Source organism: Pseudarthrobacter sp. C1, from assembly GCF_034720455.1.
GTDB lineage: Bacteria > Actinomycetota > Actinomycetes > Actinomycetales > Micrococcaceae > Arthrobacter.
The window spans coordinates 385,443-409,694 of the sequence record NZ_JAYESK010000003.1; the positions used below are offsets into that span (position 1 = coordinate 385,443).

At 66.9% G+C, this 24,252-nt stretch carries 19 protein-coding genes; 9 read left to right on the forward strand and 10 right to left on the reverse strand.

Going from position 1 to position 24,252, the window contains the following annotated elements:
• Positions 1 to 100 precede the first annotated feature (100 nt).
• The 5 genes from U7114_RS06930 to U7114_RS06950 all read left to right on the forward strand — a co-directional run bounded on the left by U7114_RS06930 (position 101) and on the right by U7114_RS06950 (position 7,169).
• Complete coding sequence (locus U7114_RS06930) at positions 101 to 1,090, forward strand: ABC transporter ATP-binding protein (RefSeq protein ID WP_323056922.1); 990 nt, start codon at positions 101 to 103, stop codon at positions 1,088 to 1,090.
• On the forward strand, positions 1,083 to 2,714 hold the full coding sequence (locus U7114_RS06935) for a hypothetical protein (RefSeq protein ID WP_323056923.1): 1,632 nt from the start codon (positions 1,083 to 1,085) through the stop codon (positions 2,712 to 2,714). Before U7114_RS06930 ends, U7114_RS06935 begins: the two co-directional genes overlap by 8 nt.
• Positions 2,715 to 2,786: 72 nt before the next feature.
• On the forward strand, positions 2,787 to 3,803 hold the full coding sequence (locus U7114_RS06940) for a magnesium and cobalt transport protein CorA (protein WP_321214176.1): 1,017 nt from the start codon (positions 2,787 to 2,789) through the stop codon (positions 3,801 to 3,803).
• A gap of 22 nt (positions 3,804 to 3,825) precedes the next feature.
• Positions 3,826 to 4,830 (forward strand): o-succinylbenzoate synthase, encoded by a 1,005-nt coding sequence (locus tag U7114_RS06945; RefSeq protein WP_323056924.1) that lies wholly within the window; start codon positions 3,826 to 3,828, stop codon positions 4,828 to 4,830.
• Positions 4,831 to 5,096: 266 nt separating this feature from the next.
• A complete protein-coding gene (locus tag U7114_RS06950; protein WP_157241505.1) occupies positions 5,097 to 7,169 on the forward strand; it encodes a PhoX family protein in 2,073 nt (690 codons plus the stop codon).
• A 131-nt stretch (positions 7,170 to 7,300) separates the two neighbouring features.
• On the opposite strand, the gene U7114_RS06955 is transcribed toward U7114_RS06950, so the two are convergent.
• The 6 genes from U7114_RS06955 to U7114_RS06980 all read right to left on the reverse strand — a co-directional run bounded on the left by U7114_RS06955 (position 7,301) and on the right by U7114_RS06980 (position 15,373).
• Positions 7,301 to 8,941 (reverse strand): glucoamylase family protein, encoded by a 1,641-nt coding sequence (locus U7114_RS06955; protein ID WP_157241506.1) that lies wholly within the window; start codon positions 8,939 to 8,941, stop codon positions 7,301 to 7,303.
• Positions 8,938 to 10,845 (reverse strand): glycoside hydrolase family 3 protein, encoded by a 1,908-nt coding sequence (locus tag U7114_RS06960; protein ID WP_321214172.1) that lies wholly within the window; start codon positions 10,843 to 10,845, stop codon positions 8,938 to 8,940. Before U7114_RS06960 ends, U7114_RS06955 begins: the two co-directional genes overlap by 4 nt.
• A gap of 34 nt (positions 10,846 to 10,879) precedes the next feature.
• Positions 10,880 to 11,794 (reverse strand): carbohydrate ABC transporter permease, encoded by a 915-nt coding sequence (locus tag U7114_RS06965; RefSeq protein WP_157242995.1) that lies wholly within the window; start codon positions 11,792 to 11,794, stop codon positions 10,880 to 10,882.
• Between the two features lie 44 nt (positions 11,795 to 11,838).
• Positions 11,839 to 12,789, reverse strand: a complete 951-nt coding sequence (locus U7114_RS06970) for a sugar ABC transporter permease (protein WP_321214171.1) — start codon at positions 12,787 to 12,789, stop codon at positions 11,839 to 11,841.
• A gap of 2 nt (positions 12,790 to 12,791) precedes the next feature.
• A complete protein-coding gene (locus U7114_RS06975) occupies positions 12,792 to 14,066 on the reverse strand; it encodes a sugar ABC transporter substrate-binding protein (RefSeq protein ID WP_321216284.1) in 1,275 nt (424 codons plus the stop codon).
• Positions 14,067 to 14,281: 215 nt separating this feature from the next.
• On the reverse strand, positions 14,282 to 15,373 hold the full coding sequence (locus tag U7114_RS06980) for a LacI family DNA-binding transcriptional regulator (protein ID WP_321214170.1): 1,092 nt from the start codon (positions 15,371 to 15,373) through the stop codon (positions 14,282 to 14,284).
• 93 nt (positions 15,374 to 15,466) lie between these two features.
• Between U7114_RS06980 and menD the strand changes: the two genes are divergently transcribed.
• Both menD and U7114_RS06990 read left to right on the forward strand, forming a co-directional pair.
• On the forward strand, positions 15,467 to 17,221 hold the full coding sequence (gene menD, locus U7114_RS06985; RefSeq protein WP_323056925.1) for a 2-succinyl-5-enolpyruvyl-6-hydroxy-3-cyclohexene-1-carboxylic-acid synthase: 1,755 nt from the start codon (positions 15,467 to 15,469) through the stop codon (positions 17,219 to 17,221).
• A gap of 146 nt (positions 17,222 to 17,367) precedes the next feature.
• Positions 17,368 to 18,363 (forward strand): hypothetical protein, encoded by a 996-nt coding sequence (locus U7114_RS06990; RefSeq protein ID WP_323056926.1) that lies wholly within the window; start codon positions 17,368 to 17,370, stop codon positions 18,361 to 18,363.
• A 28-nt stretch (positions 18,364 to 18,391) separates the two neighbouring features.
• Here U7114_RS06990 and U7114_RS06995 read toward each other — a convergent pair whose 3' ends face one another.
• From U7114_RS06995 to U7114_RS07010, 4 genes are all read right to left on the reverse strand, one after another.
• Complete coding sequence (locus U7114_RS06995; RefSeq protein WP_323056927.1) at positions 18,392 to 19,192, reverse strand: amino acid ABC transporter ATP-binding protein; 801 nt, start codon at positions 19,190 to 19,192, stop codon at positions 18,392 to 18,394.
• A gap of 12 nt (positions 19,193 to 19,204) precedes the next feature.
• Complete coding sequence (locus tag U7114_RS07000; RefSeq protein WP_157241512.1) at positions 19,205 to 19,996, reverse strand: amino acid ABC transporter permease; 792 nt, start codon at positions 19,994 to 19,996, stop codon at positions 19,205 to 19,207.
• A 152-nt stretch (positions 19,997 to 20,148) separates the two neighbouring features.
• On the reverse strand, positions 20,149 to 20,952 hold the full coding sequence (locus tag U7114_RS07005; protein ID WP_323056928.1) for an ABC transporter substrate-binding protein: 804 nt from the start codon (positions 20,950 to 20,952) through the stop codon (positions 20,149 to 20,151).
• Positions 20,953 to 21,132: 180 nt separating this feature from the next.
• Complete coding sequence (locus U7114_RS07010; protein WP_157241514.1) at positions 21,133 to 22,542, reverse strand: isochorismate synthase; 1,410 nt, start codon at positions 22,540 to 22,542, stop codon at positions 21,133 to 21,135.
• Between the two features lie 89 nt (positions 22,543 to 22,631).
• Here U7114_RS07010 and U7114_RS07015 point away from each other — a divergent pair, with 89 nt between their 5' ends.
• Both U7114_RS07015 and U7114_RS07020 read left to right on the forward strand, forming a co-directional pair.
• Complete coding sequence (locus U7114_RS07015; RefSeq protein WP_323056929.1) at positions 22,632 to 23,423, forward strand: alpha/beta hydrolase; 792 nt, start codon at positions 22,632 to 22,634, stop codon at positions 23,421 to 23,423.
• Between the two features lie 51 nt (positions 23,424 to 23,474).
• Positions 23,475 to 24,251, forward strand: coding sequence for a demethylmenaquinone methyltransferase (locus tag U7114_RS07020; protein ID WP_323056930.1), 777 nt, complete (start codon positions 23,475 to 23,477; stop codon positions 24,249 to 24,251).
• Position 24,252 lies beyond the last annotated feature (1 nt).

A 24,252-nucleotide genomic window follows, 5' to 3' on the forward strand; every position in this document is an offset into this window, starting at 1 on the left:
GCTGTGCAGCTGAAAGGGCCACTGGAACGGCTGCGCGGCACCCTCCAAGGGCCGACTTTCGGCCCTTCACAAACGGATGAATCTGAGTAGTGTCCGGACTATGGAAGCCATCATCCACACTGTTGAATTGCACAAGCATTTTGGCCGGGTGCGGGCCCTCGACGGACTCAACCTGGAGGTCCAGCGCGGCGAGATCCACGGGTTCCTTGGCCCCAACGGTGCGGGCAAGTCAACCACCCTCCGCGTCCTGCTGGGCCTGGCCAAGGCCACCTCCGGCACGGCCACCGTCCTGGGCCTCGACCCGTGGACACAGTCGGTAGAGCTGCACCGCCGCCTCGCCTATGTCCCCGGCGACGTCCGGCTCTGGCCCAACTTGTCCGGCGGCGAGACCATCGACCTCCTCTCCCGCCTCCGCGGCGGCACCTCCGACTCCCGCAGCTACCGGGAGCGCAAGGACCGTCTCTGTGAAGCGTTCGACTTCGACCCGGGAAAGAAGGGCCGCGCCTACTCCAAGGGCAACCGCCAGAAGGTGGCACTGATCGCGGCCCTGGTGACGGACGCCGAGCTCTACCTCTTTGACGAGCCCACGAGCGGCCTTGACCCGCTCATGGAGGCGGTGTTCCGGCGGGAGGCGCTGGCCGCCGTCGGACGCGGTGCAACGGTGCTCCTGTCCAGCCACATCCTCTCCGAGGTGGAAGTGCTCTGCCACCGCGTCAGCATCATCCGCGCCGGCAGGATCGTGGACGGCGGCACGCTGGACTCGCTGCGCCACCTCACGCGCACGGAGGTTTCCTTCGCGGCGGACGGGCTGGACACCGGTTCCCTGGCTCAGCTGGGCGCTGTGCATGACCTGACGGCCGACGGCGGCAGGGTCAGGTTTGGTGCCGACTCGGACCGGATTGCGGAGGTGCTTCCGGCCCTGGGAGCCCTGCGCGTCCAGGGGCTGACCATCACGCCGCCGTCCCTGGAGGAGCTGTTCCTGCGCCACTATGGTGACACCTCAGCGCAGGCCAACGCGGAGACCGCGGAGAACGGGCCTGCCCAGCACGCCCGGCGGCGGCACCTGCTCGGCGCGAGGGGCCGTGGCTGAGGTGCGCGAGCTCCGGATCCTGTGGAGCCAGCGGCTGCGGCGTGACCGCTGGCAGCTGGCCATCTGGGTGCTGGGCATCGGCGCCCTCGCCCTGTTCTCGGCAACGGCGATCCAACAGACTTACGGCGACGAATCCAGCCGGGCGGAGCTCCTGCAGATAGCGGTTGCCACACCCGCGATCCTGATGCTCCGCGGCCTGGCGCGCGGGGCGGGCGTCGGCGCCTTCACCTTCTTCCAGATCTACTCCTTCCTCGCACTGCTGGCAGGCCTGATGAGCACCTTCCTCGCTGTCCGGCACGCCCGGGCCGACGAGGAAACCGGCGCCGCGGAACTGGTGGCATCCACCCCCGCCGGGCGCCTGACTCCCGCGGCTGCGACGATCCTGCACGGGACCGCTGCCAACGTCCTCGTGGCGCTCGCGGTGTTCGCCGGCTTCACGGCGGCGGGGCTTGATCCCACAGGTGCCCTGGTTGCGGGAGCCGCCACGGGCGCCGTCGGACTGGCCTTCCTCGGTATAGGCCTGCTGGTGGCCCAGCTGATGGCCACCTCCCGCGGCGCCAACGGGTTCTCCGCGGCGCTCGTTGTCCTGGCGTACATCCTGAGGGGCATCGGGGACGCCACCGGAACGCCGGACCCGGGCGGGACGGTGGTCACAGCGGGGCCCGCCAGTTGGTTTTCCCCGATCGGCTGGGGCCAGCAGACGTTCGCGTACACCGGCGACCGGTGGTGGCCGTTGCTCCTGCCGCTGGCGCTCGCCGTCGCCTGCGGGGGTGCGGTCTGGCTCATCCTGAACCGGCGCGACAGCGGCGCGAGCGTGTGGGGCGCGCTTCCCGGCCGTGCTGCTGCCCGCCCCGGGTTGAACAGCCCTGCGGCCCTGGCGCTGCGGCTGCAGGCGGGGTCGATCATCGGCTGGAGCATCGGCGGGCTGGCGATGGGGCTGCTGGCCGGGTCCATCGGCAGCGCCATCACCGCGGCGGACACTGTCAACAGCAGTGTCACATCCGCCCTGCGGGCCATGATCCAGGCGCAGGGTGTGTCCCTGACCCAGCTGATGGTGTCGGCCATGTTTTCGGTCGCCGGGATCCTGGCAGCCGCCTGCGCGCTGCAGGCCATCATCAGGATGCGGCAGGAGGAGGCTGCCGGCACGGCCGAACTCCTCCTCGCCACCCCCGTCAGCCGGATGCGCTGGCTGGCCAGCTACCTCCTGCTGGGCGCGGCCTCGGTGGTCCTGGTGATGTTCCTGACGGTGTTCGGGGCCTGGGCCTCGCTGGCGGCAGCCGGCGAGGACTCGATGGACGCCGGCGCCATCTGGGAGACCGCCGCAGCCCAGCTTCCCGCGGCGTCCATCTACCTTGCCGTCCCGGCGCTGGTGTTCGTCCTGTGGCCATCGGCAACCATCGCTGCCAGCTGGGCATTCCTGGGCGCGGGCGTGGTGCTGGGCATCTTTGGCGGGATGCTGGGGCTGGACCAGGCCATCCGCGACCTCTCGCCGTTCACCCACACCCCTGTTCCCGGTGGTTCGACGACGGACTGGAGCGGAGCGTGGTGGATGCTGGCCATTGCCGTGGCTACTGCCGCCGTGGCCGCGGCAGCGATGCGGCGCCGCGAAACCGGGACAGCCTGACGGCGGGGACGGTTCCTGACACCACCGCCGTGCACCTGCCGGAGGAGGACGCAGACACAAAGGAGGCCAGCCGTGACCATCATCGACAACGCCGTATACGTCGACGGGCTGCGGACGGAGGATCCGGGCAGCCTGGACGAAACCTACTTCGTGCTCCGCCAGCGCGAGGGGATGGCGTGGATCGGCCTCTACCGGCCGGACCCCGCGGAACTGCAGTCGGTGGCCGAGGAATTCGACCTCAGCGCGCTCGCCGTCGAGGACGCCCTGGCCGGCCACCAACGCGCCAAACTGGAGCATTACGGCGAGTGCGTTTTCCTGGTGCTGCGGCCGGCCCGCTACCTGGATGATGTGGAGAAGGTGGACTTCGGCGAGATCCACGTCTTTGTCGGCGCCGACTACGTAGTGACCGTCCGGCATGCCGAATCCCCGGACCTGGCCAAGGTGCGCCGGCGGATGGAGGCCATGCCGGAGTTCCTGGCCCTGGGCCCGGATGCGGTCCTTTACGGCATCCTGGACCAGGTGGTGGACGAGTACGAACCCGTGGCGGCGGGGCTTGAAAACGACATTGACGAGATCGAGGACGACCTCTTCGGGGCGGACCCGGAGGTTTCCCGGCGCATCTACGAGCTTTCCCGCCAGGTCATCATGTTCCAGCGCGCCACCAGCCCGCTGGCAGGGATCCTGCAGGTGCTCATGGCCGGGACGCCGGAGCGGGAGCCCGATCCGGAACTCCAGGACCACTTCCGCGACGTGCTGGACCACGTGCTCCGGCTCAATGAACGCGTGGCATCCTTCCGTGTGCTGCTGCAGAACGCACTGGCCGTGAACGCCGCGCTCGTGGCCCAGCGGCAGAACGACGAGATGCGCCGCCTCACGGAATCCAGCATCGCCCAGAGCGAGCAGGTCAAGCGGATTTCCTCCTGGGCGGCCATCCTGTTTGCGCCCACGCTGGTGGGAACCATCTACGGCATGAACTTCCGCTCCATGCCGGAGCTCGACTGGGTGTTCGGCTACCCGTTCGCCCTTGGCCTGATGATTGCCATGGGGCTGGCGCTCTACGGGACCTTCCGCCACAACAGGTGGATCTAGCCCCCGCTTGTACAGTGGGTCCATGCCCACGCCGCTGCCCACCGTGCCCCCGTTCGAGGAACTCCTGGCCGGCGCGCACGTCGTGAGCCTGCCCATGCGGGTCAAGTTCCGCGGCATCATGGAGCGCGAGTCCCTGCTGCTGCACGGCCCCGCCGGCTGGGGCGAGTTCTGCCCGTTCCCCGAATACGGCGACGCCGAGGCTTCCCGCTGGCTCGCCGCCGCCGTCGAAGCCGGCTGGCATGGCTTCCCCGCACCGCTGCGTTCCGTGATCCCCGTCAACGCCACGGTTCCCGCCGTACCCGCGGACCGCGTGCCGGACGTCCTGGCACGCTTCGGCCGGGTGGACGCGGTCAAGGTCAAGGTGGCCGAGCAGGGACAAACGCTGGACGACGACGCCGCCCGCCTCGCCGCCGTCCGCTCCGCCCTCCCGGACGCCGCCGTCCGCGTCGACGCCAATGGCGGCTGGGACGTTCCGGCCGCCGTCGAGGCACTCACCCGGCTGGCCGGCGTCGGGCTTGAATACGCCGAACAGCCGGTGCCCACGGTTGAGGGCCTGGCGCAGGTGCGGCGCGCCCTCCGCGAGGCAGGAACGCCGGTGCTGATCGCGGCCGACGAAAGCGTCCGCAAGGAATCCGACCCCCTGCGGGTTGCCCGCGCCGGCGCGGCGGACCTGATCGTGGTCAAGGTGGCACCGCTCGGGGGAGTGCGGCGCGCCCTGGACATCGTGGCACAGGCCGGGCTGCCCGCCGTCGTCAGTTCCGCCTTGGACACCTCGGTGGGAATCCGTGCGGGACTGGCCCTGGCGGCCGCGCTGCCGGACCTGCCGTATGCGTGCGGTCTGGGGACGGTGTCCCTGTTCGAATCCGACATCACCCGGGATCCGTTAGTGGCCGACGACGGCGCCATCCGCCTGCGTGACGTCGCCGCCGACGCCGGGCTGCTGGAGCGGTACGCGGCTTCCGCGGAACGGCGGGACTGGTGGCTGGACCGGCTCCGCCGCGTCCACGCGCTCCTGGCCGCCCACTAGCCCACAGCGACGCTCTCTCACTTAACGCGCCTTTTGGGCCGACCCTCTCTCACTTAACGTGCCTTTTGGGCCGACCCTCTCTCACTTAACGTGCCTTTTGGGCCGACCCTCTCTCACTTAACGTGCCTTTTGGGCCGACCCTCTCGCATATGCGCAGGTCATCAGGGGTTACCGGCGGGTTTACCTCCGGTTCACCTCGCTGACGGCTCCCCGTAGGAACCGGCTGGCAGGGTGAGGGCACCGCATCGATTTTTTGGAAGGCAACCATGTCTGAAACTGCCCGCAAGTTCACCCTGCTGCCGATGCTCGGCCACACCAAGGGCAAGCGCAGCGCCGTCACCTGCGCCCTGAAGTGCGACAACGCCTGCGCAGGCGACGTCTGCAACACCAGCTCCAACAGCTACTTCCGCGACATCGCCTCCGCCACCATGTCCCGCCGCGCCGCCCTGGGCTTTGGCGCCGCCGGTGCCCTCGCCGTCGTCCTCGGCAGCGCCGTCACCTCGCCGGACTCCGCGCAGGCCGCCGGCCTCTCCAAGGCCGCGAAGGAAGGCTTCGGCGCGTCCAAGCTGCAGTTCACCGCCATTCCCTCGATTGATGCGATGGTGGACGCTGTCACCGTGCCGGAAGGCTTCACCTGGAAGCCGGTCATCCGCTGGGGAGACCCCATCTTCAACGACGCGCCGGAGCTGGACCTGAACAACCAGACGGTTGCAGCCCAGGAAAAGCAGTTCGGGTACAACAACGACTACACGGACATCCTTGAGATTCCGGGCAGCAAGGGCCGCCGCGCCGTTCTGTTCTCCAACCACGAGTACACCAACGACGCCATCATGTTCCCTCCCGCCATGCCAGCCGAGCAGCAGCGCAAAGTGGGAGCAGCCGCGCACGGGCTGACCGTGGTGGAGCTGGAGCGCCACAACAAGAACCAGCCGTGGACCTACGTCAAGGGCGCGGCACTGAACCGCCGCTACCTGAACAGCACGGTCTACGAACTGACCGGCCCCGTTGCCGGATCGGCACTGGTCAAGACCGTTGAGGACAAGGACGGCCGCTTCATCAAGGGCACCCTGGGCAACTGCTCCGGCGGAACCACCCCTTGGGGCACCATCCTCTCCGGTGAGGAAAACTTCCAGGGCTACTTCGTCGGCAACGGCACTTCCGCCGGAGACAAGCGCTACGGCATCACCAGCAAGCCAACCGCCCGCAAGTGGGAACTGGACGAGGACCGCTGGGACACCCGCAAGCCCGGCTACGAGAACGAGGCCAACCGCTTCGGCTGGATCGTGGAAGTCGACCCGTTCGACCCCACCTCCACCCCGAAGAAGCACTCCGCCCTGGGCCGCTTCAAGCACGAGGGCGCCAACGTCATCATCGCCGAGTCCGGCCACGTGGTGGCCTACTCCGGCGACGACGAGCGCTTCGACTACCTGTACAAGTTCGTTTCCAAGGACAAGTACATTGAGGGCGACCGCAAGCACAACATGACGCTGCTCTCCGCCGGCAACCTGTACGTCGCCAAGTTCACCGGCAACTCACCGGCCGCTGAAATCACCGGCACCGGGGCAGTCCCCGCCGACGGTGCGTTCGACGGCATCGGCCAGTGGCTGCCGCTGGTGGTGGACGGCAAGTCCGCTGTTGCAGGCATGACCGTTGAAGAGGTCCTGGTCTACACCCGCCTCGCGGCCGACAAGGTTGGCCCCACCAAGATGGACCGTTGCGAAGACGTGCAGCCCAGCCTCCACACCGGCAAGGTCTACGTGGCGTGCACCAACAACTCCAACCGCGGCACCGGAACGAACGAAGGCGCCACCGAGGTCAACCCGCGCAACCAGAACCGCGACGGCCACATCGTGGAAATCACCGAGACCGGCGACCAGACCTCCACCACCTTCACCTGGAACCTGCTCATGGTCTGCGGCGATCCCAAGCAGGGCGACGTCACCTACTTCTCCGGCTTCCCGGTGGACCAGGTCTCGCCCATTTCCTGCCCGGACAACCTCGCGTTCGACTCCGTGGGCAACCTCTGGATCTCCACCGACGGCGCCCCCTCCGGCATCGGCCGCGCGGACGGGCTCTTCAAGGTCACTCTGGAAGGCGCGGAGCGCGGCAAGGTGGAGCAGTTCCTGGCTGTTCCGCGCGACGCCGAGACCTGTGGCCCCGTCATCCACGATGAGGAGCGCAGCGTGTTCGTCGCCGTGCAGCACCCGGGCGAGGACGGCACGTTCGAGACGCAGGTTTCCTTCTTCCCGGACTACGTCGCGGAAGGCACGACGCCGGCTCCCGGCCAGGTGCGCGCACCCCGCCCGTCCGTGGTCCAGGTGTTCCGCACCGACGCCTGATCCCCGCCCGATGTGAGGCGCTCTCTCACCTTTCGACCCGTCCGGGCCGAAAGGTGAGAGAGCGCTTGGGTTTAAGCGACATTAGGTGAGAGAGCGCTTGGGTTTAAGCGACATTAAGTGAGAGAGCGCTTTTAGCCGATCAGGCCCGCGCCGAACTCCTCGTCGGCGATGAGCGGCTTGATGACCGCCTCCACCTCGCCCTGGACGAAGTTGCGGCGGATCACGTCGTTACCGAATACGTTGCCGATCGCACCCAACACCATGGCCTGGTCCAGCGAGAGGTACCGCCGGGCGATGGTTCCGGACTTCACGGCCACGGCATCGAAGAATCCGCCCTGGCCGTAGGCGCCGAGGTCGTTCTCGATCTTCACGAGGTTGTCGTATGCCTCTTGGGGCTCGTACTCCATGGCGAGGAACGCCGCGTGCGGAGTGACCACGCCGTCGCCCCAGGCCGGCGTCGGGTTGGTGGCCGGCCGGCAGCCCTCAAAGCCCACGTCAACGCTGGTGCGTTCGACGTCGGACGGGTAGCCGTCGCTGCTCATGCCCAGGATGTCCACGCCCCATTCGGAGTACCCGCCGTTGGGGTGGCTGGCCGGGGAAAAGCCCCAGTATCCGTACTGGGCCTCGTCCAAGCCGAATTCGCGCTGCGCCCGCACGGTCAGGGGGTGGTTGATGCCCCAGGCCTTCGGTGCCCAGGTGGCTTCGGGGACGAACAGGTCGGGCATCAGAGCCTCAAACATGTCGCCTCCCCAGCTCGGGACGATCCGCATTCCGCGGTACGTGTAGGCGCCTTCGAAGACGTCGATGCCCATGTAGGTCCGGTGTTCGCCGACGGGCTTCTGTTCCTGCCAGGACCAGTCGCAGGTGTCGGGGAAGACGCGCATGGTGGCGAAGTAGTGGGATGGCGGAATCTGGCCCAAGGCTATCCCGATGTACGTGGCGATGCGCGGCTCGGAGTTGGTGATGTCGTAGTGGTTCATGGTGTAGAAGACGTCGGGGCCCTTGCCGAGGTAGTTGCCCTGGACAGTTTCCACCGTCGGTTTGACGTCGTAGAACCCGCCCCGCAGCAGGCCAGCCGCCACACCAGCCCGGGCGTCCTTGTTGTAGAAGATCCCGAAGTCCATCCTGCCAAGAATGGTGTTCGCCAAGCCGGCCACCTTCGGCTCGGCGTTGCGGACCACCATGAGGGCGGCAGCGAACCAGCCATTGTCGACGCTGGACATGAATGGCGCCACGGGGTTCCCGTTCTCCGGCCAGATGGTGATGACCTCGCCGGTGGCCTCGTCGTACCAGTTGTAGAGCATGCCGCTGGGCTCATGGTGCTTGAGTCCGGCCAGCGTGGTGAGGGTGCGCGTCAGCCGTTCCCGGCACTCGCTCGCGCTGATGATGTTCAGCTCGCGGGCCACCACCGTGCTCCACATGTAGCCGCCGATATTGGTGGGCGACGTGAAGCGGCTGCGCTTCGGAGCGGTGGTGGACTCGCCAATGTAGTCTGCCGGCAGGCCTGTTTCAGGATCCGTCATGGCAACCAGGGACTGCCATGTGTCGTGTGCCCAGCGGTTGATGGTTTTCCGGTCGATGCCCTCTTTGTTCCGCGCCCGGGACAGCGGCGCTCCCAGCCCGGATGCAGCGGGTGAGGCGGACCGGGCGGCATGGCCCGGAGTCGCGGATGCCGCAGCGAGGCCCGTCACAGCGAACGCGGCCGCTCCCGCAAGAAGCTGGCGACGCGTGGCGGTGGAGATGCTTGGGTTTGGTCCAAGGTTGCGGCTCATAGTGTGTCTCCTGGCGTTTCCATGGTTGTTGCGGCGGCCGGTTCGGGCAGGGCCAGGCCATGCCCGAACGGGAAGAGTGGATCTGCGGTGTCGCCCGGTACGTCCGGACGGGAAGCACGCACGGCGTCCATGGACCGGGGGATTTCGAACGGCAGGCGGCCCCTGGGCCCGATGCGTCCGAACAGAGCGTCCAGGAGAGCCCCGTCCGAGACCCCGAAGGTGCCCACCAATGCTGTGGCAAAGCCGGCCAGGGGTGTGAGGATGGCAGGCCGGTCCAGCCGCACGTCGATGACCAGCGGAACCTTTTCGGCCAGGGTGCGGAGCCGGGAGATGAGGCCAGGCGGGAAATCCAGGCTTCCGGCGTGGAAATGCTGCTCCAGGAACAGGTCGTCGCGGTGGTCCCAGGGCGAGTGCAGCCGGATCAGGGCAACGTCCGCCTCGGCGGGATCCTGCACCGCGGTCCCGAAGCCGTCGAGGCTTGCGGGATCCATTCCTTCCACGTACACCGCCGGTGAGCCGGACAGCGGCAGGGCCGGCCCGGCGTCGGACGTCCCGTTGGTCAGCACGGTGACGGACCGGGACTGCGCCCGGTGGCCCTCACGCCGGAACTCGGCGTTCCCCACAATGGCGTCTGCTGCGTCCTCATCCACGAACGGGTTGTCGAACAGGCCCAGCTGGAACTTGACCAGCAGCAGCCGGCGCGCGGACTCGTCGAGGCGCTCCTCGCTGACCAGGCCGTCGCGGACCAGCCCGATGAGCAGGTCGGTGCACTCCTCGCCGCCGAACTGGTCCACGCCGGCGTTGAGGATCTTCAGCATGCGTTCGGGCGCGGTGAGCTCTTCAACGCCCCAGGCCCGCGCCGGGAGCACCTGGTCGCCCACGATGTTGTCATTGACCAGTTCCCAGTCGCTGAGGACCACGCCGTCATAGCCGAGTTTTTCCCGCAGGAGGTTGGTGATGATCTGCTTGTTGTAACCGAAACCGACTTCCTCAACCGGCTCGCCGTCGAGTTCAACCCCGACAGGCATTCCGTAGTAGGGCATGATGGCGCTGGTCTTTTCGGCAATTGCCGCCCGGAACGGAGCCAGGTGCTCGTCGAAGCGGCCGCCGGGGTAGACCTGCTCGCGGCCATAGGGGAAGTGCGCGTCCTCGCCGTCGGCCTGTGGACCGCCGCCGGGGAAGTGCTTGGTGGTGCACGCGACGCTGTCCGGTCCCAGCTCCTCGCCCTGGAACCCCTGGAGGTACTCCACCACGTAGGCTGCGCTGATCGCGGAGTCCTGGCCGAACGTCCCGGCCTGCCGGCACCACCGGGGTTCGGTGGCAAGGTCAACGGTTGGGTGCAGCGCCGCGCGGATCCCGACGGCGGTGTATTCCTTGCGCGCGATCTCGGCGAAGCGGCGGATGAGGTCTGTGCTGCCCACGGCCGCGAGGCCGATCGGCTCGGGCCACTGCGAGAAATGGGCGGCGGTGAACGAAACGCCGGAGTTTTCGATGAACGCGTGGCGCGGGTCTGTGGAGATCGTCACGGGAATCCCGTGCGGGGTTTGCGCGGCCAGCTCCTGCAGGGCGTTGCTCCAGCGGGCGGCCTCGCGGGCGCTGCCGAGCGCATGGACATTGAAGTGGTTCATGAACTTGCCCAGGATCACCGTGCTGGTGGGCGATTTGCTGATATTGCCCGGGGTCTCGAGCAGGGTGCCTTCCGGACCGGTCTCGATGACGGTGTGGAACATCAGCCCGGCCTTTTCCTCGAGGCTGAGGCGGCCCACCAGGTCTGCGGCGCGCTCCTGCGGGCTGAGGTCGGGATTTTCGAAGGGATCCATGATCCCGTTGCCGTTGAGGTCCCGGAACGTTTTTCCGTCGGCGACGGGCGTCCCGGGGCGCGGGTGATTCTGGGTTTCAGTCATGGGGACTTTCTGGGGAGGTGGGTGGCAGGGGCGGCTATTTGATGCCGGTGGCCGCAACGCCCTGGATGAAGTACCGCTGGAGGGCGACGAAAAGCAGGATGATGGGCGTGATCACCAGCACCGAGCCGGCGAGGAGCAGCCCGTAGTCGGTGGCGTTCTGGCCCGTGGAGTAGAGGGAAAGTGCCACCGGCAGGGTGTACATTTCCTCGCTCTGCGCCACCACCAGCGGCCAAAGGAAGTTGTTCCACGAACCGAGGAAGGTCAGGATGCCGAGCGTGGCCAGGGGCGGCCCGCACAGCGGCATCACGATCCGCAGGAAGGTGCGCAGTTCGCCGGCGCCGTCGATCCGTGCGGCCTCGATAAGGGAATCCGGGATCCCGGCGATGAACTGCCGCATCAGGAACACACCCATCGGTGCCGCGAGGAACGGCAGGATCAGGGCCGGATAGGTGCTGACCATCCCCAGTTTGCTGATCAGGACGAACAGAGGGACGAACGTCACCACGCCCGGGACCATCAGCATGACCATTACCAGCAGGAACAGGAAGCGCTTGCCCGGGAAGTCCATCTTGGCCAAGGCGTAGCCAACCATGGAGCAAAACAGCAAGTTGCCGAGCACGGTGAACACGGCCACCACAACGCTGTTCAGGAAGAAAGTGCCGATCTGCAGCTCGGTGAACCAGACTACGAAGTTCTCCAGCGTGGGCTGTTCCGGCCACCAGGTGATGGGACGGCGGAGCAGCTCTCCCTGGGTCTTGAAGGCGCCAAGGAACATCCACGCGAAGGGCAGCAGTGTGGCAGTGACGGCGACCAGGAGGACTGCGTACGTCAGTGCCCGGTGTGCGGGCGGCCGGCCGGTACGACGGCGGCGGGCCGGGCCGGGCGGGGCGGCCGGCACCCGGGGGCCTCCCGCCGTCGTCCGTTCGGCTTTTTTGCGTTCTGTCAGCATTTTTTCCGTGGGGGTGGGTGCGGTTTCCGGGATTGTCATGGAGCTCAGTCCTTGGATCGCAGGGCTCGGAATTGGATGAGGCTCAACAGGGCAATGGCTATAAAGAGCACATAGCTCGCGGCCGAGGCGAGCCCGTACTTACCGAACCCGAACTGGTTGAAGGTGAAGTAGCTGACCGAGAGGGTGGAGTCCAGGGGCCCGCCCTTGGTCATCACGAACGGCTCCTCGAAAAACTGCAGGAATCCGACCGAGAGAAGGACTGTGCCCAGGAGGAGGGTGGGGCGCAGCATGGGCAGCGTGATCTTCATGAACCGCTGCCAGGCGTTGGCTCCGTCAACCTGGGCCGCCTCGAGGATGTCGCCCGGAACGGACTGGAGCCCGGCCAGGAAAATGATCATCAGTGTGCCCAGGTTGCGCCAGACAGCAAGCATGATCAGGGCGGGCATGGACCAGGTGGTGCTGTTGAGCCAGTCCGGACCGGCGATGCCCACCCATCCGAGGATCACGTTCAGCAGGCCGTCAGGCTGGAGGATGAACCGCCACACCACGGCCACGGCCACGATGCTGGTGACCACCGGGGTGTAGAAGCCCACGCGGAAGGCGGTGCGGAAGCGCGTGATGCCGCTGTTCAGGGCAACTGCGAGGGCGAGGGCCAGGACGGTGGTGAGGGGAATGCCGGCCAGCACGAAGTAAGCCGTGTTCAGGACCGAGTGCAGGAACTGGGGGTTCCGGAACAGTGCGGTGTACTGGTCAAGCCCCACGAATCCCACGGACAGCGGGTTTTCGATGTCGCGGCTGGTGAAATCCGTGAAGGACATCACAAACGATGACACCAGCGGACCCAGCATGAACACGCCGAAAATGAGGACGAAAGGCAAAGCGAACAGCCATGCCGTCACGGCGTTGCGACGCCGGCGCGAACCGCCAGGCCTGGCCGGACCCCTGCCGGCACCCCGTGAGGTGCCGGCAGACGTCGTGGTGGTGGTTGCAGCCACTGTTACTTCCCGGTGCCGATCGAGTCTGCGGTCTGCTGCAGGGATTTCAGGGCGTCGGCGGGGTCTTTTCCTGCCTTGACGATCTGTTCAATCTCGGAGTCTGCGGCTGCCGAAACCTGGGTCCAGGTCTGGACTGCGGGCGGGTTGTCGGTGGTCTTCAGCTGCTCACCGAAAACGGAGAGCTTGCTGTCGTCGGCCAGGGTCGGGTCTTTCCAGGCAGTCTGCTGGGACGGCAGGTCACCGGTTGCCTTGTACCACTTGAGCTGCACCTCCGGCTTGGACAGCCACTGGAGGAGCTTCCAGGCCGAATCGCGGTTTTCGGACTTCTTGAAGACCACCATGTTGGAGCCGCCCACGAAGGATGTGGCGGTCTTTGCCTTCGGCATCGGAGCCACCTTGTACTTGTCGGCGAATCCCTCGCCGCCGGTCTTGTTCAGCAGACCGACGTGCCACGGGCCGCTGATCATCATCGGCGCGGAACCGTCCACGAACGAGGCCTCGGCCGTGGTCCCGGTGGAGACCGCCTTGGAGGCGATGCCGTCCTTGAAGAACCCCGCGTAGTACTTGAGGGCCTCGGCTGACTCCGGGGTGTCGAGCGTCCACTTGGTGCCGTCGTCGTTCATAAGCTTGGCGCCGTTGGACCACTGGAACGGCAGGGTGGCCTGGTACGAGTCGGCGCCGCCGGTAGGCAGCTGGACGCCGAATTTGGCGCCGGCCTTGGTCTGGAGCGCCTCAGCCAGGGCCCTGAAGTCCTCCCAGGTCGCGGGTGCCTTGGTGATGCCGGCCTTTTCCGCCAGGTCGCTCCGGTAGTAGACCACGCGGGTGTCCACATACCAGGGCACGCCGTACTTGGTTCCTTCGACCTCGGTGGACTTCAAGGAGCCCGGGAAGAAGGAGCTGGTGTCGATTTCGGCCGGGGTCGGGTCGAAGGCGGTGCTGAAGTCACCCATCCAGGTGGTTCCCATCTGGGCCACGTCAGGTGTGGTGCCGCCGGCGATGGCGGTCTGGTACTTGCTCAGCGCGGCATCCCAGGGGATGGCCGTGACATTGACTTTGACGCCGGGGTTCTCGGATTCGAAGTCCTTCAGCAGCGCCGGCAGGGCCTCGCCTTCAGCGCCCTGTGCCCACACTGTGAGGGTGCCGGTCGCTGGACCAGATGCGACGGCTTTGGCCGGAGAGGTTGCTGCCGGACCGGCGGAGTCCCGTCCGCAAGCAGTCAGAAGCAACGCTGCGGCGATGCCGACGGCTGCTGCCTTCTTGGCATTGGCATGGATCATCATTGTTCCTTTCGGGGGTTCCGCGAGCCGGCAGGCCGAACTGAGCGGAGGAGGCAGGAGCAGGGGAGTCATCCCGCCGAAAATTATCTAAGCGCTTTGATTTACGGTGTAAACCAATCTAAGCGCATTGAATGTGAGTTTGGCAACAGCTGCCGCCAACTTTCTCAAAATGGCCGGGCTCCCACGAAGTTGCGCCCCGGCGCGGGCAGGCGTGCTCAGCCCGGGCGGCAGCCGCAGCTTTCGCGAAGGACCATGCGGACCGGCAGGCGAAGCTCCACCGGGGGCTTTTCGGGGTGGTCAAGCCTGTCCAGCAGCAGGTCCACCATGGTCCGCCCCATCCGCTCCATGGGCTGGCGCACTGTGGTCAGCGGCGGCCGGATGACGCGCCCGGCGGCGATGCCGTCGAAGCCAGTGACGGCCACGTGCCGGGGCACGTCAACTCCGGCCTCCGCCAGCATGTCCATTACCACCAGCGCATCCTGGTCGGTGGCGCACACGAAGGCCTGCGGCAGGGTACCGAGCCTGCAGAGGGTCCGGACGGTTTCCGCGACGGCGGTTTCGCTGCCGGCCGGGTAGCAGGGATCGTGGCGCATCCCCACGCCGGCCTCTGCCAGTGCCGCTTGGAAGGCTTCGAGCCGTTCGTCGTTGTCGGAGGACGGCATGGCGCCAATGAACATCAGTTCGGTCAGCCCGTGCACGTCGACCAGGTGCTCCGTCATGGCCCGCATGCCGGCGGCGTTGTCCACGGTCACATGGTCCACGCCGCGGTTGCGCAGGCTCTCCGAAACCTCCACCACGGGAATGCGGCGGGCTATCCGGGTCAGTGCATCGACGGGTACCGACCGCGGAAAGACAGCAAGTCCGTCAACCCGGCCCGCAATGTCGGAGAGCACGGCCTCGTTGTTGGCCGGATTGCCGCCGCCCACCAGCAGCGCCTGCCCCCGGCGCCAGCACTCCAGTTCAACACCGCGCTGGACCTCATCCACATACAAGGGGAACAGGCGGAGGTCCCCGTCCTCGCGGTCGCCCTCCGACGCCGGATCCTGCGGGAGTTCGCCCTGCCCACCGGGACGTGCTGAAGGGTCCAGCAGGTAATCGTAGGCGAACAGGCCCAGGGCGCCGGTCCTGCCGCGCGCCAGGCCGCGGGCGCTCGCGCTGGGGACATAGCCCAGTTCCTGCGCCGCCGCCAGCACCAGTTCGCGGGTCGAGGCCTTGACCTTTTCCGGCTGCCTAAAGGTGAACGAGACGGTGGCTATCGACACGCCTGCCCGCTCCGCGACGTCGTAAACAGTGGGGCGCTTTGCCATGTGATTCTCCTTCTGGTCAGAGTCTATGCGCTTAGTACAGAACCGGGGGAGCGCCGGACCCGGAACGCACCGGCCGGGTGGCAGACTGGTTTGGTGACTTCGCACAACGATTCCGCTCCCGGCACTTCCCCGACAGGCTCACCGGACGCCGCCCCTTCGCTCAGCGCCATCGCGGCGGCGAGGATCGCCGTCGGGGTTTTGATCGACGGCGGCGTGCAGCACGTGGTGGTTTCACCCGGTTCCCGCTCGGCCCCCATGGCGTACGCGCTGGCCGAAGCGTCAGCTGAAGGCCGCGTGGAACTGCTGGTGCGGATCGACGAGCGCTCCGCCGGGTTCACTGCGCTGGGCCTGGCGCTGTCTACCGGCTCTCCGGCGGCCGTGCTGACAACGTCCGGGACCGCCGTCGGAAACCTGCTGCCCGCCGTCATGGAGGCCAACCACGCTGCGGTTCCCCTGGTTGTGCTGTCCGCCGACCGTCCCGACGAGCTCCGCGGCACGGGCGCCAACCAGACCACCATCCAGCCGGACCTCTTCGGCGACCAGGTGCGCTTCGCCGCCGATGTGCCCGCGGGATCGGACCCCGCGCGCGCTATCCGGACAGGCCTGTCAGCCGCCACCGGCGCCTTCCCGGAACTCCCGCCGGGCCCCGTCCAGCTCAATCTCGCGTTCCGCGATCCACTGGTCCCCTCCCCGGGGGAGGCGCTCCCGCCGGCGGCCGGGCGGCAGCGCTACCGGGTCGGCACCGAGCCCCTCATCATGAACCTGCCGCCGGCTTCAGCAGGGCTGCCGGAGCGGCGGACGGTGGTCCTGGCAGGGCACGACGCCGGGCCCGTCGCCGAAGCGTTCGCCCGCGCCCACGGCCTGCCGCTGCTGGCGGAGCCGTCATCCAACGCACGCTTCGGCCCGAACGCCGTGGGGCCGTACCGGCTTCTGCTGGAGCACTTCGGGCCAGGGTCCGTGATGCCGGTCGAACGCGTGGTGTTGTTCGGCCGCCCCACCCTGTCCCGCCCGGTGGCAGCCCTGCTGGCCCGTGCAGAGGTTCCGTCCGCCCTGTACCAGCCGGTTCCCGTAGCCTGGTTCGAGCCCGGCCGCCGCACCGAACTGCCGCTGGAAAACCTTGCGGACCTGTCGGAATTCGCGGGCCGCGGGACGCCGGAATGGCTGGATACCTGGCTTCTCGCCGGCTCCGCAGCCCAACATGCCCTCGATGGAATACTTTCCGCCGACACCGCCGCCACCGGCCCGTCAGTGGGGTCGCTGGTGTGGAAGCACAGCGGAGGCCAACTGCTGCTGGGATCTTCCAATGGAATCCGGGACGTGGACCTGGCCGGGGTGCCCGCCCCGGAACCAGCTGCCACGGTCTATGCCAACCGCGGGCTGTCAGGCATTGACGGCACCATCTCCACGGCCACCGGCATAGCGCTCGGGGGCCGGCAGGAAACCACCGTCCTGCTGGGGGATGTCACTTTCCTGCACGACGCCGGGGGGCTGTTCCTCGGTTCCGGGGAGGAACCGCCGCAGCTCCGGATCGTGGTCCTGAACGACTCCGGCGGTGCCATCTTCGACCTGCTGGAACATGGTGCGGTGCGCGAGGCCGGAACCTACGGGGACGCCGTCGAGCGCCTCTTCGGTACCCCGCACACAGTGGACCTCTCGGCACTCGCCGCAGCGTACGGCGTCGGGCATTCAGTGGTGGGTACGACGGCGGGACTCGCCGAGGCGCTTGCCAGGCCGGTCGAAGGCCGCACCATCGTGGAGGTCCGCACGGACCGGCACGGCCTGCGCGCCCTGCACGCGCGGATCAAGGAAGCCGTAGCCGCGGCCGTCGGGGGAGTGCTGGCCCGGTGACGGCGGCCGGATCGGGTCTGCGCTACCCGTTCGGACATTGGCCACCGGGAACCGGGTAGCGGACATCCGAATCGGGCGCGCCACCTTAATCCACATACACGTGATCGGGCGTTACGGCGGCGTACAAGCCCCGCAATTATGGCTGGATGGACACCAACGCACTCATACTCAGCAGCGATTATGCCCGCCTTGGCAAAGACTCCCGGGAACTTGCACGGAAGTGCGCAGCGGGGGAGCTGCGCCGGATCAGGCAAGGCGTATACGTTGCGGAGCCCGTCTGGAAAGCCCTCAAGCCATGGGACCGGTATCCGCTGCTGATCCTGGCCACAGCCACCACATTGAGGACGCGGAACGTGTTTTGCCTGGAATCGGCGGCAGCCCTTTGGCGCATTCCGCTCCTGGGGGCCCAGAATGTGGTCCATGCCTGCACCGATGATGCGGCCGGTGGCCGGTCAAAGGCAGGAATCAGCCGCCACCGCATCAGCGTGAGTGGTTCGGAGATTTGCGAGCGTACAGGGCTCCTGGTGACCTCAAGGGAGCGTACTGTTCTGGACCTAGGCGCTCTGCGGCCGTTTGAGCAGGCCGTCATTGCCTTCGACCACGTCCTCAAACCGGACGCCGTTACGGGGCTGCCACCCCTGGACAGGGAGTCTTTGAAGGCGATGGCAACCGAAAGATACAGTGCCGCCGCGGCCAGGCGCATCAGTACGGCACTGGACTTCGCCGACCCGAATTCCGGATCACCGGGTGAATCCTTGAGTCGCGCCTACATGTTCCTTGGAGGGTTTCCCATCCCCTTGCTTCAGTGCAGGGTGGCGGACAGGAAAGGCTTTGTGGCCTACCTCGACTTCGAATGGGGCGTGGAAAGAATAGCAGGCGAGTTTGATGGTCTCGTCAAGTACCAGAAACCGGAGTTTCTGCGCGGCCGCACTGTCTCCGAGGTGGTGATTGCCGAAAAAAGGAGGGAGGACCGGGTCCGTGCAACTGGACGGAGGGTTGTCCGGTGGACCTGGGCTGAGCTGCGGGATGCGGAGACTTTTGCGGCCTTCCTCATCGCCGAGGGGGTGCCCAAGCTACCGCTTCGCGCCACCATTCCGGGTGTTCGCGCCCGAAAAGGACAGCCGCCATCCGGGGCCGGATAGCGGCTGTCCTTTTCGGGCGCGAAACGCGCTACTCCTCGAGGCCGATGTGCGTCGGATCGAGGACGCGGCGCAGGAACTCCTTGGTGCGGGGCTGGGTGGGGGCGGCAATGACCTGCTCGGCCGCGCCTTCCTCCACCACAACGCCGCCGTCCATGAACACCACGCGGTCCGCCACCTCGCGGGCGAAGCCCATCTCGTGGGTCACCACCAGCATGGTCATGCCCTCCTTCGCGAGGTTCCGCATGACGGAGAGGACATCGCCCACGGTCTCGGGGTCCAGCGCGGAGGTGGGCTCGTCGAAGAGCATCAGCTCCGGGTCCATGCTGAGCGCCCGGGCAATGGCCACACGCTGCTGCTGGCCGCCGGAGAGCTGGTCCGGGAAACGGTCCGCGAGGTGTCCCAGGCCCACGCGCTCAAGGTTGTGCATGGACACCTTGTCCGCCTCGGCCTGGGAGCGCTTGAGGACCTTCGTTTGGGCGATGGAGCAGTTGCGCTTGGCGTCCAGGTGCGGGAACAGGTTGAACTGCTGGAACACCATGCCCACCTTGCGGCGCATTTTGTCGATGTCCACATCCGGATCCGTGGCCTCGAAGCCGCCCACGTGGATGCTGCCCTGGTTGGGCTGTTCGAGGAGGTTCACGCAGCGGAGCAGGGTGGACTTGCCGGAGCCGGAGGGCCCGATCAGGCACACCACTTCGCCCGGCGACACGTCCAGGCTGATGCCCTTGAGGACCTCGTTGGTGCCGTAGGACTTGCGCAGGTCCTTGATGGAGACGCCGGCGGCGTGGATGGTTCCGGTGCCGGCGGAGGAATTTACGACGTCGTTCATGGTCTTCCCTGCCTATCGATTGTTCCGCGCGGTGCGGCTTTCGAACTTCCGGGCCAGGAAGCTCAGGGGGATGGTGATCACCAGGTAGAAGGCGCCGGCCACCAGGAGCGGCGTCAGGCCGGCACCGAGGCTCGAGATGCCGTCGCGGCCGAACTTGGTGAGTTCGTACTGGGAGGCGGTGAGGCCCAGGACATAGATCAGGGACGAGTCCTTGGTGAGCAGGATGACCTCGTTGGTCAGCGGCGGCAGGACAATCTTGAAGGCCTGCGGGATGACGATGGTCACCATGGCCCGCCACTGGGGCATGCCCAGTGACCGGGCGGCTTCCAGCTGGCCCTTCGGCACGGCCTGCAGGCCGGCGCGGAGGGTTTCGGCGATGTACGCCGAGGCCACCATGCCGAGGGAAACCATCACGATCACGGTGATGTTCCACGAGACGCCGAACGCCAGCGGCACGCCGTAGCCGAAGGCAATGAAGACCAGCAGGGCGGGGATGCCGCGGAAGAACTCGATGTAGCCGGTGGCGATCCAGCGGTAGAGGGGGAAACTGGAGAGCTTCATCAGGGCCAGCAGCAGACCGCCGGAGAGGCCCACGATGAAGCCGAGGACGGTGTAGATCAGGGTGTTGACCAGGCCGGTGACAAAGATGCCCGGGAACATCGGCCCGATCTTGGCGAAGTTGAAGACGCTGTTGCCGATGGTCTTCCAGTCGGTGGCCAGGATCAGCGCTGCGATGGCCACAACAAAGATTCCGGCTTGGACGTACAGGCTTACTCTGGCTCGTTGACGTGCGGTCATTGCCATGGGGTGCTCACATTCGTTGTGCGTGGCAGAGGCCCCGGACGGACTGGGTACAGCTCGTCCGGGGCCCCAACTGCGGAGTTCTCAAGGCGGCGTAGTCCTCAGTGCCGTGCAGGACCCGGGGCGGGGCCTTCGCGGCGACTACAGGGACGTGGTTACTTGGCGGTTTCGCCGAACCAGGTGGTCTTGAACTTTGCCAGGGAGCCGTCGTCGGTCAGGCGCTTGAGCGTGCCGTTGACCTTTTCCGCCATGGCGGTGTTGCCCTTCTTGATGGAGATGCCCAGCTGCTCGCCGGTGGCAAAGTCCTCAACGCTCTTGAACTTGGGCTGGTCCTTGATCGCGTAGCCCAGGACGGACTGGTTGCCCAGGGCGGCGTCGATGGTGCCGGCCTCGAGGGCCTGCACCAGGAGGCCGGTGTCCTCGAACTGCTGGGCGTCGATGCCCTTTTCCTGGGCGTAGTCGGCGCCGGTGGTGGCCTGCTGGACGCCCACCTTCTTGCCCTTGGCGTCGTCCAGGCCCTTGATGCCGGACTCATCGTTGGCAACCAGGGCCAGGTCGTCATCCAGGTACGGGGTGGAGAAGTCCATCACGGACTTGCGGGTGTCCGTGATGGAGATCGAGGAGATCCCCAGGTCGCACTGGGTCAGCGCGGTACCGGTCTCGATGGCCTCGAAGGAGCTGTCCACGATGCTCAGTTCGGCACCGAGGTCCTTGGCAACCTCCTTGGCGATGTCGATGTCGAAGCCGACGGTCTGGCCGTCCTTCTCGAACTCGAACGGCTCGTAGGGGATGTCCGAGCAGACCGTGAGCTTGCCGGCGTTGATGAGCTGGATGCCGCCTTCGGAGGCAGCCGGGGTGGAGCTTCCGCCACCGCAGGCCGTGAGGGTGAGGGCGCCGACGGCGAAGAGTGCTGCTGCCTTGGCGGTCATTTTGGCCGTGGCCAGGGACTTGAGCTGCATGTTTTCTTACCTTTTGTTGCGGGGAGTATGTGGTGCTAAATCGGTACATAGTGTAGCGCCGATTATGAGATGTGCATCACAGGAAACTTAGTTTCACTATTGGATAACTAAAGCACAGTGAAAATCAAGCGCGTCGGAGAAGAGCTTGTCTCCGATCCCGGACTTCCTGGGACTGAGGGGTCAGCTGCTGATGCCGAGCGATTCCAGCATCGGCCGGAACTTGGCCCACGTTTCAGCAAGCTCGGCCTCCGGCTGCGAGCCGTCGACTATGCCGCAGCCGGCATACAACCGCACCGAAGTGGGGGACTCGATGACGGCGCCGCGCAGGGCAATGCCCCACTCGCCGTTTCCGGCCGCGTCAAGCCAACCCACCGGCCCGGCGTACGGTCCGCGGTCCAGGTGCTCCAGCTTGCGGATGAGCGCACCGGCCACCTCCGTGGGGGTCCCGCAGACGGCGGCGGTGGGGTGCAGGGCGTTGATCAGGGCAAGGCAGGTAGGCACATGGCCTTCGATCTCGGCGAGCTCGGCCTTTACATCGGACGCCAGGTGCCACACGTTGGGCAGTTCCAGGATGAACGGCTCGTCGTGCGCGTTCATGGCTTCCGAGAACGGTGCCAGCTGTGAGGTCAGCGATTGGATGGCGATCTCGTGTTCATGCCGCTGCTTTTCCGATCCTGCCAACACCCTGGTGGCGTAATCCATCGGAAGGCCGTCCTCGCCGTGCGCATCCCGTCGGTCCAGAGTTCCGGCCAGCACGCGGGCCTGGGCAGTGCGGCCCTCAACCTGGATCAGCATCTCCGGAGTCGCCCCCACCAGCCCGTCTACCCCGTACGTCCAGCACTCGCGGTACCGCGCGGCGAGCTCCCTCAGCACCGCCGACGCATGTACGCCCGACGGAATAGTGGCCACCACGTCGCGCGCAAGCACCAGCTTCTCCAGTGCGCCCGTCCGGATTTCCGCCACGCCCGCTTCGACCGCGGCCATCCAGGATTCCTCGCTCAGGGAGCCGGTGTGCAGGGTTGCCGCCGCGGCGAGCGGGAGGGGACGTACGACGGCGCCGCCCGCCTTGGCGCGGGCACCACCCATGGTGCCGTCCCCGGCCGGGTCCGCTGCCGCCGTCGTGCCTGCTGCAACGGGTGCGGCCGCGGCAGCTGCGGGACCGCCGGCAAGCCAGCGGTCCAGTGCGGCGAGGGCACCGTCCTCCGTGAGGAGACCGTCGTCGAACGTCAGCTGGGTGAGCCACACCTGCCCGTCGCGCACGCCCACCACGATTTCGGGCACGATCAGCCGCGATTCGTGCGCCGAGGTCTTGGAAAAGGCAAAGGATCCGAAAGCCACCGGTCCGGTGCCGGGAAGCTCCACGGTATCAATGACTTCGGCCTCGAGGACCAGGTGGCGCCACCAGATGTCTGCCTCAAGGAACCGCTCAGGGCCCGTTGCCGTGAAGCGCGCGATCTCGCCGAATCCTGCCAGTCCGGCCTCGCGGCGGGTCCAGCAGAGGACATCGTCCCGGACCAGAAACGCAGGAAGCCCCCCGGGGAATTCTTTTCCATCCAGGGGGACTGTCAAGGTGCGGAACGTGCTCGTCATGATGAGACAACACTACTCCCGAGCGTGCGGTGGCCCGGGAGGCCTGCTGGAGGTACCCGCGGCGGCGGGGGCGGGCGTACCCTTCAGTCATGGACTCCGAAGTCCGCCAGCTGTTCCTCAGCACCGGGATCCACGTGCCGTGCCTGATCCAGGGGGACGCGTCGGCGCGGCCCCTGCTGCTGCTCCATGCCTGGGGGGAATCGCGCCGGAGCTTTGACCGGCTGGCCCCGCTTCTGGAGGGATTCCGGATCCTCGCGCCTGACCTGCGCGGCCAGGGAGACGCGGACAAGCCTGCCGACGGCTACTCGCTGGAGGACCAGGCCCGGGACGTGGCGGCCATCCTCGATGCACTGGCTCTTGAATCGGCCGCCGTCCTGGGCTCCTCAAGCGGGGGCTACGTGGCCCAGCAGCTGGCTGTGATGCAGCCTGAACGTGTTGATGCCCTGCTCCTGGTGGGTTCGCCGCTGACCCTTCAAGGCCGGCCCGCGTTCGCCGACGAAGTGGACGCCCTGGCCGACCCGCTCGACGAGGACTGGGTGCGTCAGTCGCTGCTGTGGTTTCCCCTGGGCCAGGCCGTGCCCGGCTGGTACCTCGATGACCGGGTGGCGGATGGGCTGAAAATGCCCGCGCACGTGTGGAAGTCCGTGCTTGCGGGGCTCTGCCTGGCGGCACCGCCCACCGAAACCGGAACCATCCGCGCGCCCACGCTGATCCTGTGGGGAGAGGAGGACGGCCTCCTGCCCCGCAGCCAGCAGGGACTCCTGGCAGCCCGCATACCCGGCTCCGTCCTGAAAACGTACGCCGGAACCGGCCACGTGGTCCTCTGGGAATGCCCGGAGCGGGTGGCCGCGGATACCAGGGCATTCCTCGCGAAGCTTTGACTCCATGCCGCCTTGGTCCGGACCTTCCCGAACATTTGAGACAATGGCATGGTGAACCGAGCATCCTTGGATAAGCGTCCGGACGAAGTAGCCACGATGTTTGACGACGTCGCACCGAAATACGACGTCGTCAACGATGTCCTGTCCCTGGGGCAGACCCGGCGCTGGCGCAAGGTTGTGGTGGAAGCCATGGACGTCAGCAAAGGCCAGCGCGTCCTTGACCTGGCAGCCGGTACCGGCACCTCCAGCGAGCCGTATGCCGATGCTGGAATAGACGTTGTGGCCTGCGACTTCTCCCTGGGAATGCTCAAGGTTGGAAAGCGCCGCCGGCCGGACATCAATTTTGTTGCCGGGGATGCCACCAACCTGCCTTTCGCCGACAACTCGTTCGACGCCAGCACGATCTCCTTCGGCCTCCGCAACGTCAACGAGCCGAAGAAGGCGCTGCAGGAGATGCTCCGCGTCACCAAACCGGGCGGCAAGCTGGTCATCGCGGAGTTCTCCCAGCCGGTGATCCCGCTCTGGCGCACCATGTATACCGAATACCTGATGCGCGCCCTGCCGGCCATCGCCACGAAGGTGGCCTCCAACCCGGACGCGTACGTCTACCTCGCTGAGTCCATCCGCGCCTGGCCGGACCAGGACCACCTGGCCGCCTGGCTGCAGGAATCCGGGTGGGAACAGGTCACCTACCGCAACCTTTCCGGCGGGATCGTGGCCGTCCACCGCGCGTTCAAGCCTGCGGGGCCGGCCCCGGACAATGCGGCTGCCGCCATCGCCGCGCACAAGGGCCCGGTGGCCAAGCTGCGCCGCAACATCGTCCGCTGAC

Bases quoted from the DNA above. Each gene is read 5' to 3' on its own strand.
- U7114_RS06930 (WP_323056922.1), top strand. From the start codon at position 101: ATGGAAGCCATCATCCACACTGTTGAATTGCACAAGCATTTTGGCCGG.
- U7114_RS06945 (WP_323056924.1), top strand. From the start codon at position 3,826: ATGCCCACGCCGCTGCCCACCGTGCCCCCGTTCGAGGAACTCCTGGCC.
- U7114_RS06950 (WP_157241505.1), top strand. From the start codon at position 5,097: ATGTCTGAAACTGCCCGCAAGTTCACCCTGCTGCCGATGCTCGGCCAC.
- U7114_RS06955 (WP_157241506.1), bottom strand. From the start codon at position 8,941: ATGAGCCGCAACCTTGGACCAAACCCAAGCATCTCCACCGCCACGCGT.
- U7114_RS06960 (WP_321214172.1), bottom strand. From the start codon at position 10,845: ATGACTGAAACCCAGAATCACCCGCGCCCCGGGACGCCCGTCGCCGAC.
- U7114_RS06965 (WP_157242995.1), bottom strand. From the start codon at position 11,794: ATGCTGACAGAACGCAAAAAAGCCGAACGGACGACGGCGGGAGGCCCC.
- U7114_RS06975 (WP_321216284.1), bottom strand. From the start codon at position 14,066: ATGATCCATGCCAATGCCAAGAAGGCAGCAGCCGTCGGCATCGCCGCA.
- U7114_RS06980 (WP_321214170.1), bottom strand. From the start codon at position 15,373: ATGGCAAAGCGCCCCACTGTTTACGACGTCGCGGAGCGGGCAGGCGTG.
- U7114_RS06990 (WP_323056926.1), top strand. From the start codon at position 17,368: ATGGACACCAACGCACTCATACTCAGCAGCGATTATGCCCGCCTTGGC.
- U7114_RS06995 (WP_323056927.1), bottom strand. From the start codon at position 19,192: ATGAACGACGTCGTAAATTCCTCCGCCGGCACCGGAACCATCCACGCC.
- U7114_RS07000 (WP_157241512.1), bottom strand. From the start codon at position 19,996: ATGGCAATGACCGCACGTCAACGAGCCAGAGTAAGCCTGTACGTCCAA.
- U7114_RS07005 (WP_323056928.1), bottom strand. From the start codon at position 20,952: ATGCAGCTCAAGTCCCTGGCCACGGCCAAAATGACCGCCAAGGCAGCA.
- U7114_RS07010 (WP_157241514.1), bottom strand. From the start codon at position 22,542: ATGACGAGCACGTTCCGCACCTTGACAGTCCCCCTGGATGGAAAAGAA.
- U7114_RS07015 (WP_323056929.1), top strand. From the start codon at position 22,632: ATGGACTCCGAAGTCCGCCAGCTGTTCCTCAGCACCGGGATCCACGTG.